The organism is Myxococcus virescens, assembly GCF_900101905.1.
In the GTDB taxonomy this organism is placed as follows: domain Bacteria; phylum Myxococcota; class Myxococcia; order Myxococcales; family Myxococcaceae; genus Myxococcus; species Myxococcus virescens.
In genome coordinates, this window is the sequence record NZ_FNAJ01000006.1 from 122,182 (window position 1) to 139,829 (window position 17,648).

A 17,648-nucleotide genomic window follows, 5' to 3' on the forward strand; every position below is an offset into this window, starting at 1 on the left:
CAGAGGCTGGGGGCTTTTGACGGACCGCATCTACGAAGGGCTTCGTTGACATCTACGAACCCATTCGTAATATAGGTCCAGGCAATCGAGTCACGGAAGGAAGCATCATGAGTGAGACGAAGCTGCCGCGTCCCACGGATGGGGAGCTGGCCATCCTGCGGGTCCTCTGGGCGCGCGGCGACAGCACGGTGCGCGAGGTGCACGAAGCCCTCACCCGCGACGAGCCGGAGGGCACCGGGTACACGACGGTGCTGAAGCTGATGCAAATCATGACGGAGAAGGGGTTGGTGGAGCGTGACGAGTCCCAGCGCGCGCACGTGTACCGGCCCCGGGCCACGGAGCAGCGCACCCAGCGGCAGCTGGTGACGGACCTGGTGGACCGCGCCTTCGGTGGCTCTCCGGCGCGGCTGGCGATGCAGGCCTTGTCGTCGAAGAAGACGCGTCCCGAGGAACTGGCGGAGCTGCGCCGGCTGCTCGACACCCTGGAAGGAGGCGAGGAATGAGCCGGCTGCTGATGGAGTCCCTGGGGTGGGCGCTGCTGCACTCGCTCTGGCAGGGCACGCTGGTGGCGCTGACGCTGGCGGTGGCGCTCGTCACGGTGGGGCGGCGCGCGGCGCATGCGCGTTACGCGCTGGCCTGTGGGGCGCTGGTGCTCGCGCTCGCGTTGCCGGTGGCCTCCGGGTGGAAGCACTTCCACGGCGCGCCCGCGCGAGTGGCGGTGGACACCTCCGTGCCGCGCGCGCAGTCCCTGCCCTCGGCGCAGGGAGCGCGGGGCCTGGAGGAGACGGTGACGCAGGTGGCGCGGTCCGCCTGGCGAGTGGCGCCCGGCGCGGCGACGCCCGCATGGATTGACGCGGACATGGCCGAGGACGGCGCCGCGAGCGGCTTCGAGAGCACGCTGCTGACGGGCCTGGGCTCTTTCCTGGTCATGGCCGGCCTGCTGCTGCAACGCGCGCTGTCCCAGGTGGAAGCGCACCTGCACTGGCTGGTGTTGGCGTGGGTGGCGGGCGTGGGCCTGTCCTCCGGGCGGATGGCGGCGGAGTGGATGAAGCTGCGCCGGATGGCGGACCGGGCCCTGCCCGCGCCCGAGGCGTGGCAGGAGCGGCTGGACGCCCTGTCGCGACGCCTGGGCCTGCGCCGCGCGGTGCGGCTGCTCCAGTCCTCCGACGTGGACGTGCCCGCCGCGGTGGGCTGGCTGTCGCCCGTGGTGCTCCTGCCCGTGTCCACCCTGGCGGGCCTTCCTGCTCGGCAGCTGGAGATGGTGCTGGCCCATGAGCTGGCCCACATCCGCCGTCATGACTTCGCGGTGAACCTGGCGCAGGTGCTGGTGGAGACGCTGCTCTTCTTCCACCCGGCGGTCCGCTGGATTTCCCACGTCATCCGCGTCGAGCGGGAGCACTGCTGCGACGACGTCGCGGTGGCCGCCAGCGGCAACTCCGTCTCCTACGCCCGGGCGCTGACGGCGCTCGAGACGCTCCGCGTGCTGCCGGGAGCGCCGAGCCCCGCCATGTCCGCGCTGGGCGGCTCGTTGCCGGAGCGCGTGCGGCGGCTCATCACCCTGCCCACGTCGCGCTGCGCCTCGCGCTGGGCGGCGGGTGCCTCCGTGCTCACCCTGGTCAGCAGCCTGGCCGTGGCCGCGCCGCTGACGTCGCTCCTGCTGGGACAGACGGACGCCGCGCCGCAACCGGGCGACGAGCCCGTCCTCAGCCAGCCTCCGCCCATCCCGGCGCTCTCGCTCGCCCCGTCGACGCCGCCCGCGCCCACACCCGTGGCACCGCCCGCGCCCCCGGCGCCTCCCGCTCCTCCGGCCAGTGTCGCGGCCGTGGCGCTCCAGTCAGCCCCGGGCCCCACCCCGCCACCTGCGCCTCCGGCGCGGAGCCTGGGCTCGCGCGCCCAGCGTGAGTTGGACCAGCAGACGCGGGTCGGCGCGGGGCAGCAGCTCTCCGTGGCGCAGCTCATCGCGCTCAAGAACGCGGGCATCACCCCGGAGCGCGTGCAGCAACTGACGGCCATGGGCTACACGCCGACCGTCTCCAACCTCGTGAGGATGAGCCACGCTGGCATCACCCCCGACTACGTCCAGGACATGAACACGCGCTTCGGCCGGAAGCTGGAAGCGAACGAACTGACGCGCCTGCGGCACCTGGGCGTCACGCCCGAGTACATCCAGTCCCTCAAGTCCGCGGGCTTCAACGTCGATGACCCGAAGGCCCTGTCCCACGCGCGCGCCGTCGGCGTGGACGAGGACTTCGTCCGTGGCCTCAAGGACGCTGGCTACACCGGCATGTCGCTGGAGGAGCTCGCCCACCTGCGCGCCGTGGGCGTGAACCCCGAGTACATCCGGGAGATGAACAAGCACGGCCTGTCGAAGCTGAAGGCCCGGGAGCTGATGCAGCTTCGCGCCGTGGGCGTGGACCCGGGCTGGCTCGCCAGCATTCGCAAGGCGGGCGTGCAGACGATGGATACGAAGGAGCTCCAGCGGCTGCGCGCCACCGGCGTGGACGCCCACTTCCTGGGTGAGCTCCACAACGCAGGCCTGAAGGACCTCTCCGTCGACGAACTGGTGCGGCTGCGCACCGGCGGCGTGGACGCGGACTTCATCCGGAAGATGCGCGGCACCGGCTCGAAGTAAGCCGTTCGTCCCGCGCCCCATCACCCAACACGTCTCGATTGCCCCCCGCTCGGCGCGCGTCCCATCCGACGCGCGCCGCACGGGAGGCGTCTACCCAAAGGAGCCCACCATGCGTCTCATGTCGTCACGCCTGTCCCTCGTGGCCCTGTTGTTGATGGCCACCTCCGCCGTCGCGGCCTCTTCCACCTTCGAGCCTCGCGGCACCTGGTCGGCCTCGCCCAAGAGCAGCGACCCCTCCACCCTGAACCTCCAGCTCCACCAAGGCCCGCACCGCAACATGGGCTTCACGGAACCCCTGGCGTCCTTCCAGGGACTGTCCACCACGGACGGCGCCACCACCTTCACCCTGCCGCGCGAGGCCGGCACCTTCCGCTTCGAAGGCCAGTTCCAGGACGGCCAGGGCGCGGGCCACTACCGCTTCGATGCCAGCAACGACTTCCTCAAGAAGATGGCCACGCTGGGCTACTCGGACATCACGCCCGAGGTGCAGTTCCAGCTGGCGGCGACCAACGTCACGACGGCCCGCATCCAGGCCCTGGCCGCGCTGGGCTACAAGCAGCTCAGCACGGAGGAGCTCATCCAGGTGGGCATCTTCGGCGTGACGCCCGAGTACGCGCGCGGCCTGTCCGACGCGGGCTACTCCGGGCTGTCGTTCAAGGAACTGGTCGAGGGCCGCATCCACCGCGTCACGCCCCAGCGCGTGAAGGAGTTCTCCAGCGTCGGCTTCGCGAAGCTGCCCTGGAATCAGCTGACGGCCATGAGCATCCACGGCGTCACGCCCGACTTCGTGAAGCAGATGCGCGAGCTGGGCTTCCAGGGCACGGACGCGGATGACGTCATCGCCTTCCGCATCCACCGCGTCACGCCCGACTTCGTGAAGCAGATGCGCGAGCTGGGCTTCAAGGACCTCACCCAGGACCAGATTCTGGCCTTCCGCATCCACGGCGTCACGCCCGACTTCGTGAAGCAGATGCGCGAGGCGGGCTACCCCAACGTCACTCCGGACGAGCTGGTGGCCCTGCGCATCCACGGCATCGACCGCGTCTTCATCCGCGACATGTCGGGGACGGCGCCGAAGAAGAAGTGACGCCGGGCGCGGTCAACGTCCGCCGGTGAACGGCCGGCCCCGCTACCGGGATGCACGGAGCGCCACCCGGCCACATCTTCCCCGCGGGACGGTGGTGGTGGGGAGGGTCGGAATGTCGCTGCTTCGAGCCGCTGGTGCCGGGATGCTCCTCCTGGCTGCGTGTGCATCAACCAACAAGTCCGCGGCGCCAGAGCCCCGCGCCGCGGCGCCGCGAGTCGAGGGGGTGGAGTACGGCTTCCACCCCCAGGACCCGGTCCGCGTCGGCTGGGGTGACCGGGGGATGATGGCCTTCCTGGAGCTGCTGCGAGGCCCCCAGGGCCAACGCATCGCCTGGCGCCGCGTGGGCCCCTGCTGCGGCGCCGGCGCGCCCACCGAGCTGGAGGTCTTCGAGGTGACGTACGACGGCCTCGCCGCTCCGGTGAGCCTCTACCTGGACCCGAACACCGCGGGCGCCGTGCACGCGCCCAACGGCTTCAACCTCCAGGGGCTCGCCTCCCGCTCGCAGGTGGGGCAAGAGGAGACGCCCCGGGTCATCGAGCTGTAGTCCGCGGCTCACTCCAGCGACGGCGCCGTGTCGCCCGGCAGGAACACCTCCCGCGCGAGCGACACCGGCAGCCCGAGCTGGAGGAGCCGGTCGTGAAAGTCCTTCAGCACCAGCGTCTTCCCGCGCGACTCCAGGTGGCGGCGGTAGTCGTCGCGCAGCTTGAAGATCTGCATGCGCCCCACGGCGTAATACAGGTACGTGGGGTCGAGCGTGCCGCGCTCCACCTCGCGCAGGGCGGGGAAGGGCTCGAAGTACGCAATCTCCGCGTACCGCTTCGCCACCGCCTCCACGGGCTCTCCGTACACGTGTAGCGCCAGCGCCGCGTACCAGCGCGCGTGCCGCTGGAGCGCGCGGCGGAGCTGCCCCAGCCGCACGACCGGGTCACCATTGCCCAGGCCTTCATCCACCATCATCTGCTCGGAGTAGTGCGCCCAGCCCTCCACCAGTGACGCGGGGGTGAAGACCTTGCGCACGTCCGTGGGAATCCGCGCGCCGTAGAGCAGCTGCACGAAGTGGCCGGGCATGGCCTCATGGACGGTGATGCCCAGCAGGCCCGCGCGGTTGAAGTACGTCAGGTGCTGGGCCTTCTGCTCGGGCGTCCAGCCGGGCTCCACGTTGGTGATGTTGTAGAAGGCCTCGGTGGCCTTCGTCTCGAAGGGGCCGGGGGTGTCCATGGACGCGAAGCCCAGCCGCGCGTAGGGCGGCGTCTCCCGCACCACGGGCAGCCGGTCCGACGGCAGCGTGAGGATGTTCCGCTCGCGCACGAAGCGCTGCAGCTCCACCAGCTGCGCCCGCGCCGAGGCCACCAGCTCCTCCGCCTTCGGGTGGTCCTTCACCAGCTCCGCCATCACCTGCTCGGGCGTCTTGGTGGCGTCCAACCGGGCGGCCTCGCGCGCCACCCAGGCCTTGTAGTCGCGGATGGCGCGCTCGTTGATGTCGCGCAGCGCGTCCGCGTCCAGCGTGACGTGCTCCTCCAGCGCCAGCTTCTTCTCGAAGCGCTCGCGCCCCAGGCGGAAGTCGCCGTCCGCCTGGGGCAGCAGCTCGCGCTCCAGCCACACCGCGAAGGCCTCCATCTGCCGCGCGGCCTCCTCACGCGCGGCGGAGAAGGCGGCGCGCTCGCTCAGCGGCACCTGGGCATACCCCTGCGCCGTCAGGGCCCGGGGCAGGTCCGTGCGCAGGTACGCCACGGTGCCGCGCGCGTCGCGCAGCGCGTACTCCGCCCACAGCTTCGGCACGCCGCTCAGGTTGAACTGCGCCGCGTCGAGCACGCCAGGGATGCGCGCCATCCGGGAGCGCATGGCGCGCATGCGCTCGGCCACGGGGGCGAACTCGCGTGACGACAGGCCGTCCAACCCGCTGGAGATGATGCCCACGTAGAAGCCCGGGTCGCGCTCCCAGGGGCGCACCTCCTCCAGCTCCAGCAGGTCGGCGCGCATCGCGTTCTCCAGCACGCGCACGTCCACGGCCGCGTCTCCCGACAGGCCACCGCGCGCCACCACCTGCTCCAGGCGCGTCAACCAGCCGCGCAGCGCCTCCGCCTTGCGCTTCAGCGCGCCCGAAGAGACGTCCGGCAGGTGGGCGTCATGCATGTGATAGCCGAGCCGCGTGGCCCGGGTGGGATGCGCCGCCGCATACCAATCCAGGTACTCGCGCGCGAGGACGACATAGTCGGCATCCGCGGCGGAGACGGAAGCGGTGGGCATGGCCGAGGAAGACTCCGGCCCGGCCCCCGAACGCGAAGCGCAAGCGGAGACACAGGCCAACAGGACGAATGCGGAGCGAATGCGCATGGCGCGTCGAGTCTCGTAATGGGACGGCGGTTCGGAAAGCGGGAAGCGCGCTCTGGATGCTTCTTCGTCGAACAGCTCTCGCCCGGGTTGTCGGCTGAAGGTCCCCGGTCTCGTACGCCGAGGCGCCCTCGGAGGGCGACTGTCACGCAATGACAGCCCTGGACCGACTCGCGGACGGCTTGGGTTTCGTCACATCCCAGCCAGATTGCGCGACCGCGGCACCCCACCGCAGCCAGCCACCGCAACAAGGAGTGAGTATGCGTCTTCGCGCACAGAGCCTTCCTTTGCTGTTGTCCGCCGTTTCAGGCATCGCCACCCTCGGATGCGGCGTCGAAGCACCCTACCCGGCTCGCCAGGAGCACGGGGAGGTGGAAGCCGCCGCCAGCCGTGAAGACACCGCGCGCCTGGGTGCGGCTTCCGGCTGGGACCTGTGCGACACGACGGCCCGGCTCGTGCGGGACATCATCCCGGGCGCGGGACACTCCCATCCGCGGGACCTCACCCACGGCAACGAGGTCCTCCTCTTCTCCGCCACGGATGGCGTGGGGGGCCGGGAGCCCTGGATGAGCTCGGGCGTGGCTTCGGGGACGCATCCGCTCCGGGACGTGCACTCCGGAGGCTCGGGCTCGGACGCGGGCCCCTTCCTCCAGGGCGGGACGACGACGTACTTCGCGGCGAGTGATGGAGTGCATGGCCGCGAACTCTGGAAGACGGATGGCTCCACCGCGGGCACGGAGCTGGTGAAGGACATCTCGCCGGGTGGGCTGGGCTCGGACCCGGAGCACCTGACCTTCTACGACGGCGTGCTGTACTTCACGGCGAACGATGGCGTGCATGGCCGCGAGCTGTGGCGCAGCGATGGCACGGAGGAGGGAACCTTCCTCTTGCGCGACTTCAGCACGGAGGGAGACCTGGTCTCCAGCCACTTCGAGCTGGTGGCGGGGTCGAACGCCCTCTACGTCAAGGTGAGCATCTTCTCACCGACCGACCGCCAGTCGAGCCGGGTGCAGCTGTACCGGACCGATGGCGCCAGCTTCGTGCGGCTGGTGGACGGGACGGAGGAGAACATGCTGGGCGACCTGACGCCGGTGGGGGACAAGCTGTTCTTCACCTGGAACTTCGATGCGCCGCAGACGCGGCTCTACGTCACCAACGGCACGTCGAGCTGGGCGCGCTACGTGTACACGTTCATCGGCGCCCCCCTGGGGTTGGTCGCCTACAAGAACAAGCTCTTCCTGAGCGCGGCGACGGGAGCCGGGGGGGCGGACTTCGAGCTGTGGCGCAGCGACGGCACCACGTCCGGCACGACACGGGTGAAGGACATCTACCCGGGCCCGGTGCCGTCGCAGCCGACGAGCCTCACGGTGGTGAAGGACCGGCTCTTCTTCGTCGCGGATGACGGGGTGCACGGCCGCGAGCTGTGGAGCAGCGACGGGACGAGCGCGGGGACGCAGCTGCACGCCGACATCGCCGTGGGCGCGCCGGGCTCGGAGCCCGCGGAGCTGACGGCCGTGGAGGAGTACCTCTTCTTCAGCGCCCACACGGAGGCCGGAGGCCGGGAGGCGTGGGTGAGCGACACCCGCGAGCCGGGGGTGTTCGAGGTGCAGGGCATCGCGCCGGGGGCCATGCACTCGGACCCGAACAACTTCGTGCGCTCGGGGTGGGACCTCTACTTCGTCGCCAGCGACAACGCCGACTACGGCCGCGAGCTCCGCGCGCTGCGCATCCGGCCCGCGGGCATGTGTGACATGAGCGGCAACGGCGGGCTCTGAGCGGTAGGCGCCTGCCCGCCCTCGGCACAGCCGGCCCCAGGGGCCAACCGGGACGGCGTTGGCCCCCTTCCCTTCCCGGCGCCGGGTGCCCACATCGGAGAACTGTCGAGTGGCAGGGGGCACCAGGAGCCGGCTGGTGTCCCCTTTTTTCGTGCTCCCAGAGCGGCCGTCCGTCCTTCGAATTGTACGCCTCCGTGCATTTCTCCCCGCCTCCAGCGTCGTCTTGGGCAGAACTGTCATGCTGCTGTCCCGGTGCGGGCTGGCGCGTCTGACGCGTGCGGACGAGCCGGGGCTGGGCTAAGCGTCTGCCTGCCCGTCGGGTACCGCACAGGCCGGCGCCTGCGGCCCGCTCGCTGGAGGAGGTTTCAAGCGATGTCCGACACCGTGGTGAAGAAGAAGCGCCGTTGGCCCTATGTCCTTGGAGGAGTCTTCGCGCTCCTCGTCATCATCGTGGCCGTGGCGCTCTGGCGACTGGACGCCATCCTGCTGAAGACGGCCCGCGACCAGGCGGCCACCTATTCCCAGCTCCTGGGACGTCCCATCGAAATCGGGGACATCTCCACCAAGCTCTTCCCCACCATCGGCGCCCAGGTGGAGAACGTCACCGTCGGCCCCGCCGAAGGGGAAGACCTGCCGCTGGCCCAACTGGCCCTGATTGACGTCCGCGTCGCCGCGGGCCCGCTCCTGTCCTCCAGCGGCAAGGACATCCAGGTGAAGAACGCCGAGGTCTCCGGCCTCACCGTCAACCTGGTCCGCTTCGCCGACGGCACCACCAACGTGCAGCGTCTGCTCCAGCGGCTGGAAGAACAGCAGCCCAAGGAAGAGGAAGCCCCCGCTGAAGAGTCCCAGCCCATGGACCTCTCCGGCGTCCACGTGGAGCGCGCGGCCCTCACCGACGGCGCCATCCGCTTCGTGGACCGCGGCGCCGGAGCACAGGCCCGCGAGCTGGGCGTGAAGGACCTGGACATCGAGGTGAAGGACCTCCGCGTGGGCAAGCCGCTGGTGGTGAACCTGGCCGCCGCCGTGCTCGCGGACACCCAGAACCTCCAGGTGTCCCTCCACGCCGCGCCGCTGCCGGCCACGCTGGTCCCCACGCCCGAGCGCGTGACGCTGAAGGCGCAGAAAATCGACCTCGCCCCGCTGGGCCCCTTCCTGCCGCCGGACATCGGCCTGCGGGCGGGCACGCTGGACGCGGACTGGCAGGCGGACCTGGGCAGCGCCGTTCCCGGCGGCCAGGGCCCCACGAAGCTGGTGGGCATCATCAAGGCCCTGGGCCTGAGCTTCACCGGCTCCGAGGGCGGCAAGGCGCTGGACGTCGTCATGGACACCGACGTCGCGGGCGACATCACCACGGGTGACCTGGCGCTCAACAAGCTGAAGGTGGACCTGGGCCCCGCAAGCCTCACCGGCAAGGGCAGCGTGAAGGGCCTGCTGACCGACAAGCCCGCGGTGGAGGGCTTCGAGCTGACGGGCCGCAACCTGGACCCGGCCGCGCTCGCCGACTACTACCCGCCGCTGCGCAAGCAGCTCAACGGGATGATTGCCGGTCCCATCGGCCTGGACGTGCGCGGCAGCGGCACGCAGGACGCCCAGGCCATCGACGTCAACGTGGACCTGACGCCCGTGCGGCTGCGCGTGCCGGCCCAGCTCACCAAGGACGCGGGCGGCGCGATGAAGCTCTCCGCGCGGGTCTCCGGCGCGGCGGCCACGGGCGGCGCCCTGCGCTTCGACGCGAAGGCGGACCTGGGCGGCATCGACCTGCGGCCCGGCCTGCTGGTGGACAAGGCCCCGGGACAGCGGATGGACCTGAGCGCCGCGGGCACCTACGCGCCCGGCCAGGGCTCCGGCATGAAGGTGGACATCCCCAAGCTCACCGCGAACGTGCTCGAGGACACGATGACGGGCAGCGCGGCCTTCGCGCTCGCGGGTACAGGGAAGAAGCAGACGACGACGTTCTCCGCGGACCTCAAGAGCCAGAAGCTGGACGCGGACGCGCTGATGATGAGCGAGGAGGAAGTCCAGGCGCGCGGCGGTCCGCCGCCGGAGGAGCCGCCATCCGATGACCCGACGCGCTTCAGCGGCTACCGGGGCGACATCCGCTTCGCGGTGGGCACGCTGCGCTACATGGAGATGAACATGACCCAGGTGACGGGCGTGGTGAAGATGACCGACGACCTCATCACGGTGGAGAAGTTCTCCACGGGCGTCTACGGCGGACGCATCGTCGCGGACGGCACCACCATGCGCCTGGGCCCGCTGCCGGAGCAGCGCCCCTTCGAGGCGAAGGTGAAGGTGGAGGGCGTCGCGGTGGAGCAGGCGCTGACGCAATTCACGCCGCAGAAGGCCGTGACGGGCAAGTTCAACGGCAACGTGGACGTGAAGGGCGTGGGCTACACGCCCGAGCAGCTCAAGCAGACGCTGCTCGGCGGCATCAACGGCGACCTGCTGGATGGCGAGCTGCTGGGCAAGGACCTGGTGGCCGCGGTGTCCGAGCCGCTCGCCAAGGCGCTGCCCATCGCGGCCAAGGGCCTGAAGAACGAGCAGGTGACGAAGCTGGGCGGTGACCTGCCCTTCAGCGTTCAAATCAAGGACGGCGTGGCCCAGCTCTCCAAGCCGCTGACGTGGGCGCGGCCGGAGGCGGAGCTGAGCTTCGACGGCGGCATCCGGCTGGATGGCTCGCTGGACCTGACGGGCTCCGTGGCGCTGACCCCCTCCACGGTGAAGACGCTGACGCTGGGCAAGGTGACGCCGCCGGCCGCCATCCCCGTGGGCCTGAAGCTGACGGGCCCCGCGTGGAAGCCGGAGGTCACCAGCCTGGACGTGAAGCCGGCGGTGACGCAAATCGCGAAGCTGGCGGCCTCGTCGCTGGCGGGCAACCTGATTGGCGGCGAGCGCGGCCAGCAGGTCCAGGGCATCATCGAAGGCGGCGAGGACAAGCTTCGCGCCGAAGCCGAGGCCAGGCGCAAGGAGCTGGAGGCCAAGGCCGCCGAGGAGAAGGCGCGCCTGGAGGCCGAGGCCAAGAAGCGCGCCGAGGACGAAGCGAAGAAGCGCCTGCGCGGCCTCTTCGGGAAGTAGGGCCCGCGGCCCGCGCTCCCTGAAACACGCTGAAACAGTCGGGAAACAACGTGTTCACCTCGTCACCCGGGGCCTGCCCTCGGGGACGAGTGTGGCATGCGCCCTGCTAGGGCTTCCTGCCCGTTTCACGCGTCACAAGGGAGCGCGCGACATGCAGACGAGCGAGGACTTTGGCCGCGGGGATTCGGTGACGCCGTCCAGCCCCGTGGTGGTGCCGGTACGCGAACACCATCGCGTGCTCATCATCGGAGGTGGCACCGCCGGAATCACGGTGGCCGCCCGGCTGGCGCGCGCCGGGCAGAAGGGCGTCGCCGTCCTCGAGCCCTCCCAGCACCACTACTACCAACCCCTGTGGACGCTGGTGGGCGCCGGGGAGGCGCGCATCGAGGACACCGTGCGCAACGAGTCCCGCCTCATCCCGCACGGCGTGAAGTGGGTGCGCGACGCCGCCACGGAGATAGACCCGGAGGCGAGGGAGGTCCTCACCCGCGGGGGCCTCCGCCTGGGCTACGACTTCCTCGTCGTCGCCCCTGGCATCCAGCTCGACTGGGACAAGGTCGCGGGCCTGCGCGAAGCGCTGAAGACGCCGCACGTCAGCAGCAACTACGACGTCCAGCTCGCGCCCAAGACGTGGCGCCTGCTCCAGAACTTCCAGGGCGGCACCGCGCTCTTCACCCAGCCCTCCACCCCCGTGAAGTGCGCCGGGGCCCCGCAGAAAATCATGTACCTGGCCGCGGACCACTTCCGCCGCACCGGCGTGATGGAGCGCACCAGCGTCGTCTTCGGCTCCGGCGCCAAGACCATCTTCGGCGTGAAGCCCTTCGCCTCCGTGCTGGAGGGCGTGGTGCACCGCTACGGCATCACGCCCCGCTTCCAGCACGACCTCATCGCCGTGGACGGCGAGCGGCGCGAGGCCACCTTCCAGGCCACGCGCGACGGGCAGACGGAGCGCCTCACCCTGGCCTACGACATGCTGCACGTCACCCCGCCGCAGAGCGCGCCGGACTTCATCAAGCGCAGCCCGCTGTCCTGGCGGGAGGGTCCGAATGCCGGCTGGGTGAAGGCGGACAAGTACACGCTCCAGCACCCGGACCATCCGAACGTCTTCGCGCTCGGCGATGCGTCGGACCTGCCCACCAGCCGAACGGGCGCCGCCATCCGCAAGCAGGCGCCGGTGCTGGTGGAGAACCTCCTGGCCTGCATGAAGGACCGGCCCCTGCCCGCGCGGTATGACGGCTACGCGTCCTGCCCCCTCACCACGGGCTACGGGCGCCTGCTGCTCGCCGAGTTCGACTACGACGGCAAGCCCGCGCCCACCATCCCCTTCATCGACACCCTGCAGGAGCGGCGCGACATGTGGCTGATGAAGAAGTACGGCCTGCCACGCCTCTACTGGGCATTCATGATGCGGGGCCTTGCATAAGACGGCGGGAGCCGGGCTATGCACCGACGATGCCCACCTCCCACCTCGCGCTCCCCGCCCTGGATGCCCTCGCGGGCCCCGTGCTGCTCGTGGACGACGCGCGGAAGGTGACCGCGCTCACGCCCGCGCTCGAAGCCCTGCTGGGCGGCACGCTGCGCGCAGGAACGCCGCTGGCGCAGGTCCTGGAGCGCGCGGATGGCACGGAGCCGCTGGACGCCGTCTTGAAGAACGGGCGTGAGGCCTCCGTCCGCCTGCGCGTGGGTGGGCGCTCGAAGTCCGTGCGGGTGCGCGCCGTCCCCCTGGCGCGAGGGCCTCGGGCATCCGGGTGGGCCTTGCTCGTCTCGCCTGGCGCGGTGGAAGAGACGAACGGTCGCGCGGAGGTGTTCCACGGCCTGTGGACCCAGGCGCCCGAGCTGCGGCGCGTCTTCCGCATCGTCGAGAAGGTGGCCCGCACCGAGTCCAGCGTGCTCGTTCGCGGGGAGTCGGGCACCGGCAAGGAGCACATCGCTCACGCGCTGCATGCGCTGTCGGCACGGGCGCGCGGGCCGTTTCGCGCCATCAACTGCGCGGCGCTGCCGCCCAACCTGCTGGAGAGCGAGCTGTTCGGCCATGTGCGCGGCGCCTTCACGGGCGCGGTGCGCGACAGCCCAGGACATTTCCGGCTCGCGGACAAGGGCTCGCTGTTCCTGGACGAGGTGGCGGAGATGCCCCTGGACCTCCAGGCGAAGATGCTGCGCGTGCTGGAGACGCGCACCGTCATCCCCGTGGGAGGCCGCCAGCCCGTGCCCGTGGACGTGCGCATCATCGCCGCCACGCACCGGCCGCTGCGGCGCGAAGTGGAGGCGGGGCGCTTCCGCGCGGACTTGATGTACCGCCTGCGCGTGGTGCCGCTCTTCCTGCCCACGCTGCGGGAGCGGCGAGGCGACATCCTCCCGCTGGCCCTGCGGTTCCTGGAGGAGCTGCACCAGCGAGGCGCCCGCCGCGTGGAGCGCTTCTCGCCTGGTGCCCGCCGCTTGCTGGAGGAGCACCCCTGGCCCGGCAACGTGCGTGAGCTGCGCAACGTGATGGAGTACGCCTATGTCATCGGCGAAGGCCCGGTGGTCCGTGAGGCGGACCTGCCACCGGAGTTCTCCGAGCCGCGGCAGGCTGCTCCCGGGACGCAGCCGCCTCCGGATGCCTCGCTGGAGCCGGAGCGGATCCGCGCCGCGCTCGCCCAGGCGGGCGGCAACCGCTCCGAGGCCGCGCGCCTGCTCGGCGTCAGCCGCGTGACGCTGTGGCGGCGCCTGCGCGACCTGGGTGTGACGGCGGAGCGCTGAGCGACGGGCGGGCGTCGGCCACGAAACACCACGAGCATGGCCCTCAAACGACGTTTCACGCCTGTTTCAGGTGCGTTTCACGAGAGGACGCCGCCTTGCCCGCAGGGCCCGTTTCCGCGGTGCCGGCACCCCGTGCCCCCTCGACCCGAGCCCCGCCACCTCCATCACCACGCCTGTTGGCACATCACTGGCAATGACGGCCTCGCACCCCCACTCCGACGGAGGCGAACGATGCTCTTCCGCCAGCTCTTCGACGCGGACACCTCGACGTATACGTACCTCCTGGCCGACGAGGCCACGGGCGCCGCCGCGCTCATCGACCCGGTGCTGGAACAGGCCGAGCGCGACCTGAAGCTCCTCCGGGAGCTGGGCCTCACATTGTCCGTGGTGCTGGAGACGCACGTCCACGCCGACCACGTCACCGGCGCGGGCGTGCTCCGCGAGCGGACAGGCGCCACCGTGGTGGCCTCCAGCCGCGGCGCGCCCTGCGTGGACCGGACGGTGAACCATGGAGACATCGTGCGCGTGGGCGGCCTCGAAGTCCGCGTCCTCGAGACGCCCGGACACACCGACGACAGCCTGAGCTTCCTCTGTGAGCGCCGCCTCTTCACCGGAGACGCGCTGCTCATCCGAGGCACCGGAAGGACGGACTTCCAGAACGGCGACCCGGGCCAGCTCTACGACGCCATCACCCGCGTCCTCTTCACCCTGCCCGACGACACGGCGGTCTACCCCGGCCACGATTACGCCGGGCACGCCATGTCCACGGTGGGCGAGGAGAAGCAGCACAACCCCCGGCTCGCCGGACGCACGCGCGCGGACTTCATCGTCTTGATGAACGCGCTCCAGCTCCCGCCACCCCGGAAGCTGGATGTGGCCGTCCCCGCCAACCGGGCCTGCGGACACACGCCGCCCACACCTTCCCTCCAGGCCTGAAGCCACGCGGAGCCCTCATGCATCCTCTCTTCGACAACGCCACGCCCCACCCCGCGGGCTACCGCGACGTGGACGTGGGGCAGCTCGCGGCGTGCCTGCCCTCCGAGCTCACGCTGGTCGACGTGCGTGAGGCCGCCGAGCTCGACGGTATCCTGGGCCACGTCGCGGGCATCCGGCACGCCCCCCTGGCCACGGTGCCGGACGTCGTCGACGCCTGGCCGCGTGACACGGACGTGGTGCTGCTCTGCCGCTCCGGGGCACGCTCGGCGAGGGCGGCCACGGGCCTGGTCACCCTGGGCTTCACTCGAGTGATGAACCTGCGAGGCGGGATGCTCGCGTGGAACACCGCGCGGCTGCCCGTGGTGCGCCCCGTCCCCCACGCGCTGCCCACCTTGAGCACCGTCCGCGACGGACTGCTCGACGGCCTCCACCGCGCCCTGACACCTCCGCCCCATGAAGGGCCCACCGTGCCCCCCCTGACGTCCCCGTCTCGGGAAGCGCTCACCGCCGTGCTCGACGCGCTCCAGGCCGCGCGGCCGACGGATGTCCGGGACACCGCCGCCTTCGAGCACCTGCTGCGCACATGCCGGGACCTGCTCGCCGTCGCGCGCGCGGAAGGCGAGCGGTGATGCTGTACGCGGGCATCGCGGGCTCGGCGCTCGTGGGCATCCTGCTGGGCCTGCTCGGAGGTGGCGGCTCCATCCTCATCGTGCCGCTGCTCATCTACGTGCTCGACGTCGAGCCTCGGACGGCCATCGCCATGTCCCTGGTGGTGGTGGGCGTCACCAGCGCCAGTGGCGCCTTCCTCCACGCGCGCGCGGGCCGCGTCCGCTGGCGCACCGCGCTCGTGTTCGGCGCAGGAGGCATGGGCGGGGCCTTCCTCGGTGGCCGGCTCAATCCCCACCTCGCGCCCGACACGCTGCTGCTCCTGTTCGCGGGCGTCATGGTGGCCGCCGCCGTGGCCATGCTCCGCCGCCGGGAAGCCGGGCCCGCCGCCACCAGCGGCTCCCCGCTCCCCGCTCCCCGCGTGCTCGCACAGGGCATCGCGGTGGGCGCGTTGTCGGGACTGGTGGGTGCCGGGGGCGGCTTCCTCATCGTGCCCGCGCTGTCACTGGCGGGGCTGCCCATGCCCGTCGCCACCGCCACGTCCCTGGTGGTCATCGCGCTCCAGTGCGCCGCCGGCCTGGTGGGCCACCTGGGCCACCTGGACCTGCCCTGGGTGCTCACCGGCGAAGTCCTCCTGGCCGCGATGACGGGCAGCTTCGTGGGCGGAAGGCTCGCGGGGCGCGTGTCCCCCGCGTTGCTGCGCAAGGGCTTCGCCGTGTTCGTGCTGACCACCGCCGCCTTCCTCCTGAGCGCCCAGGCTCCCGCGCCCCTGCGTGAGCGCGTATGGACGGAGCGGCTGTGGCTCTGGAGCGTGGCGCCTCTTGCCGTGGGCATTCCCGTGACGGTGTGGCGCCTGCGCGTGGCCCGCCAGCGTCAGGCCGCGCAGGCCCTGCCCCGGTGAGGCACCGTCACGTGGACGCCAGCGGCACGGTGAAGCGGAAGGTGGAGCCGTGGCCCAGCACGCTCTCCACCCACAGACGGCCGCCATGCCGCTCGACGATGTCCCCGCAGATGTAGAGCCCCAGGCCCAGCCCACCAAAGCCGGAGATGGGGGCGTTGCGAGCGCGGAAGAAGCGCTCGAAGAGGTGCGCCTGCTGGTCCCGCGGAATGCCCATGCCTTCGTCCTGGACGGAGACATGGGCGTGGCGGTCCTCCCGAGCCACCCGGACGCGAACCGTTCCCCCACTGGGGCTGTACTTGAAGGCGTTCTCCATCAGGTTGACCAGGACCTGCGCGAGCCGGTCCGCATCGCCCAGGACGACCAGGGGTGCCTCCGGCGCTTCGTACTCGACCCGGTGATGCGCGCTGGACAGGCGCATCTCGGAGACGACGTCATGGGCCAGCTCCTGCAACACGACGGGCCCATGCTTCAGCGTCAGCCGCCCTTCCTGGATGCGCGAGGTGTCCAGCAGGTCATTCACCAATCCCGTCAGGCGGCTCACCTGCATCAACGACTTGTCCACGTGCCGGGCGGAGGCTCCGTCCCCCTCGGCGCCGTGTTGCCGCAGCATCTGGAGGTGCAGCTTCAGCGGCGTGAGCGGCGTCTTCAGCTCGTGCGCGGCGATGGACAGGAAGTCGTCCCGCACGCGGATGGCCTCCTGGGCTTCGCGCAGCAGCCGCTCGCGCTCGGCCTCGGCCTGCCGCTCCGCCGTCACCTCGCGGTAGCTCCACACGCGGCCGATGATGGCGCCCCCCATCCGCTGCGGCAGCGACTTGCGCTCCAGGATGCGCCCGTCCAGCAACTCCACCGTCTCTACGTCCACCTCTTCGGACGGCTCGAAGCGCTCCCGGATTCGCGAGGTGAACGACTCCGGATGTTTCACGCCGCCCGCCGCGCGCACCAGCACCCGCTCCGCGTCGCGGTCCACCATCATCTCCTCGGTCAGCCCCCAGATGTCGAGGAAGCGCTTGTTGAAGGCCGTGACGCGCTTGTTCAGGTCCACCACGATGACGCCTTCCGCAATCGAGTCGAACGTGGCGCGCAGCACCGAGTTCATGTGCGCCAGGCTCTCCGGCGCGTGCCGCGTCACACCGCCTTCGGCGACCTGCCCCATCGAGGACTCAGGGAGCTGGAGGCGCGCGCAGGCCCCCAACAATGTCCCCTGCTCATCGAACACGGGCAGGACGAAGGCCTTCAGGCCCGGCTCCTCGTGAACACCGGCCTTGCCCTGGAGCGCGGGCCGCATCGCCTGCGCGAGCCAGGGCAGCCGAGCGAGCACCGCGGCCATGGGACGCGCTTGAAAGGGCTCACCCTGCGGTCCGGTGGCGTGTGTCAGCGCATCGTCCATCCAGACCACCCGTCCGTGCGCGTCGACGATGAGCGCCGCCTGGAGCGCCTGCCCCAATCTCAGCAGCGCTGGAGCGAAGTCGGACCCGCTCGGGTGACGAGCCTCGGCAGGCCCCGGCGCGCCCCATCCGCTCCGTCCTTCCTCATGGATGTGGGCCTTCGACATGGGCGCTCCTCGGC

At 71.0% G+C, this 17,648-nt stretch carries 13 protein-coding genes; 11 read left to right on the forward strand and 2 right to left on the reverse strand.

Features of this window, described 5'->3' with window-relative positions; genetic code table 11:
- Positions 1 to 107 precede the first annotated feature (107 nt).
- From BLU09_RS19125 to BLU09_RS19140, 4 genes are all read left to right on the forward strand, one after another.
- Positions 108 to 503 carry a BlaI/MecI/CopY family transcriptional regulator gene (locus BLU09_RS19125; RefSeq protein WP_026113917.1) on the forward strand — a complete coding sequence of 132 codons (396 nt, stop codon included), beginning with the start codon at positions 108 to 110 and terminating at the stop codon, positions 501 to 503.
- Positions 500 to 2,632, forward strand: a complete 2,133-nt coding sequence (locus tag BLU09_RS19130; RefSeq protein WP_090490989.1) for a M56 family metallopeptidase — start codon at positions 500 to 502, stop codon at positions 2,630 to 2,632. The genes BLU09_RS19125 and BLU09_RS19130 overlap by 4 nt, the downstream gene beginning before the upstream one ends.
- Positions 2,633 to 2,741: 109 nt before the next feature.
- Positions 2,742 to 3,719, forward strand: a complete 978-nt coding sequence (locus BLU09_RS19135; protein ID WP_090490990.1) for a GPI anchored serine-threonine rich family protein — start codon at positions 2,742 to 2,744, stop codon at positions 3,717 to 3,719.
- A 112-nt stretch (positions 3,720 to 3,831) separates the two neighbouring features.
- Positions 3,832 to 4,263 carry a fibril protein gene (locus BLU09_RS19140; RefSeq protein ID WP_244171844.1) on the forward strand — a complete coding sequence of 144 codons (432 nt, stop codon included), beginning with the start codon at positions 3,832 to 3,834 and terminating at the stop codon, positions 4,261 to 4,263.
- 8 nt (positions 4,264 to 4,271) lie between these two features.
- Here BLU09_RS19140 and BLU09_RS19145 read toward each other — a convergent pair whose 3' ends face one another.
- The gene (locus tag BLU09_RS19145) at positions 4,272 to 5,966 is read right to left on the reverse strand and encodes a DUF885 domain-containing protein (protein WP_244171845.1); all 1,695 of its coding nucleotides are present in this window, start codon (positions 5,964 to 5,966) and stop codon (positions 4,272 to 4,274) included.
- A gap of 344 nt (positions 5,967 to 6,310) precedes the next feature.
- On the opposite strand from BLU09_RS19145, the gene BLU09_RS19150 reads away from it, so the two are divergent.
- The 7 genes from BLU09_RS19150 (at position 6,311) to BLU09_RS19180 (ending at position 16,082) form a co-directional block, all read left to right on the forward strand.
- Positions 6,311 to 7,825 (forward strand): ELWxxDGT repeat protein, encoded by a 1,515-nt coding sequence (locus BLU09_RS19150; RefSeq protein ID WP_244171846.1) that lies wholly within the window; start codon positions 6,311 to 6,313, stop codon positions 7,823 to 7,825.
- Between the two features lie 372 nt (positions 7,826 to 8,197).
- On the forward strand, positions 8,198 to 10,900 hold the full coding sequence (locus tag BLU09_RS19155) for a DUF748 domain-containing protein (protein WP_090490994.1): 2,703 nt from the start codon (positions 8,198 to 8,200) through the stop codon (positions 10,898 to 10,900).
- Positions 10,901 to 11,051: 151 nt separating this feature from the next.
- Positions 11,052 to 12,323 carry an NAD(P)/FAD-dependent oxidoreductase gene (locus BLU09_RS19160; RefSeq protein ID WP_143043149.1) on the forward strand — a complete coding sequence of 424 codons (1,272 nt, stop codon included), beginning with the start codon at positions 11,052 to 11,054 and terminating at the stop codon, positions 12,321 to 12,323.
- Positions 12,324 to 12,352: 29 nt separating this feature from the next.
- Positions 12,353 to 13,639 (forward strand): sigma-54 interaction domain-containing protein, encoded by a 1,287-nt coding sequence (locus BLU09_RS19165; protein ID WP_090490996.1) that lies wholly within the window; start codon positions 12,353 to 12,355, stop codon positions 13,637 to 13,639.
- A gap of 231 nt (positions 13,640 to 13,870) precedes the next feature.
- On the forward strand, positions 13,871 to 14,575 hold the full coding sequence (locus BLU09_RS19170; RefSeq protein WP_090490997.1) for an MBL fold metallo-hydrolase: 705 nt from the start codon (positions 13,871 to 13,873) through the stop codon (positions 14,573 to 14,575).
- A 17-nt stretch (positions 14,576 to 14,592) separates the two neighbouring features.
- A complete protein-coding gene (locus BLU09_RS19175; RefSeq protein WP_090490998.1) occupies positions 14,593 to 15,204 on the forward strand; it encodes a rhodanese-like domain-containing protein in 612 nt (203 codons plus the stop codon).
- Positions 15,204 to 16,082, forward strand: coding sequence for a sulfite exporter TauE/SafE family protein (locus BLU09_RS19180; RefSeq protein WP_244171903.1), 879 nt, complete (start codon positions 15,204 to 15,206; stop codon positions 16,080 to 16,082). Before BLU09_RS19175 ends, BLU09_RS19180 begins: the two co-directional genes overlap by 1 nt.
- 7 nt (positions 16,083 to 16,089) lie before the next feature.
- Here BLU09_RS19180 and BLU09_RS19185 read toward each other — a convergent pair whose 3' ends face one another.
- Entirely contained in the window at positions 16,090 to 17,634 is a 1,545-nt protein-coding gene (locus BLU09_RS19185) for a sensor histidine kinase (RefSeq protein WP_244171847.1), read from the reverse strand.
- Between the last annotated feature and the right edge of the window lie 14 nt (positions 17,635 to 17,648).

Excerpts from the sequence above, each read along its gene's own strand:
- BLU09_RS19150 (WP_244171846.1), top strand. The coding sequence starts at position 6,311 with ATGCGTCTTCGCGCACAGAGCCTTCCTTTGCTGTTGTCCGCCGTTTCA.
- BLU09_RS19145 (WP_244171845.1), bottom strand. The coding sequence starts at position 5,966 with ATGCCCACCGCTTCCGTCTCCGCCGCGGATGCCGACTATGTCGTCCTC.
- BLU09_RS19170 (WP_090490997.1), top strand. The coding sequence starts at position 13,871 with ATGCTCTTCCGCCAGCTCTTCGACGCGGACACCTCGACGTATACGTAC.
- BLU09_RS19175 (WP_090490998.1), top strand. The coding sequence starts at position 14,593 with ATGCATCCTCTCTTCGACAACGCCACGCCCCACCCCGCGGGCTACCGC.
- BLU09_RS19135 (WP_090490990.1), top strand. The coding sequence starts at position 2,742 with ATGCGTCTCATGTCGTCACGCCTGTCCCTCGTGGCCCTGTTGTTGATG.
- BLU09_RS19165 (WP_090490996.1), top strand. The coding sequence starts at position 12,353 with ATGCCCACCTCCCACCTCGCGCTCCCCGCCCTGGATGCCCTCGCGGGC.
- BLU09_RS19155 (WP_090490994.1), top strand. The coding sequence starts at position 8,198 with ATGTCCGACACCGTGGTGAAGAAGAAGCGCCGTTGGCCCTATGTCCTT.
- BLU09_RS19125 (WP_026113917.1), top strand. The coding sequence starts at position 108 with ATGAGTGAGACGAAGCTGCCGCGTCCCACGGATGGGGAGCTGGCCATC.
- BLU09_RS19140 (WP_244171844.1), top strand. The coding sequence starts at position 3,832 with ATGTCGCTGCTTCGAGCCGCTGGTGCCGGGATGCTCCTCCTGGCTGCG.
- BLU09_RS19185 (WP_244171847.1), bottom strand. The coding sequence starts at position 17,634 with ATGTCGAAGGCCCACATCCATGAGGAAGGACGGAGCGGATGGGGCGCG.
- BLU09_RS19130 (WP_090490989.1), top strand. The coding sequence starts at position 500 with ATGAGCCGGCTGCTGATGGAGTCCCTGGGGTGGGCGCTGCTGCACTCG.
- BLU09_RS19180 (WP_244171903.1), top strand. The coding sequence starts at position 15,204 with ATGCTGTACGCGGGCATCGCGGGCTCGGCGCTCGTGGGCATCCTGCTG.
- BLU09_RS19160 (WP_143043149.1), top strand. The coding sequence starts at position 11,052 with ATGCAGACGAGCGAGGACTTTGGCCGCGGGGATTCGGTGACGCCGTCC.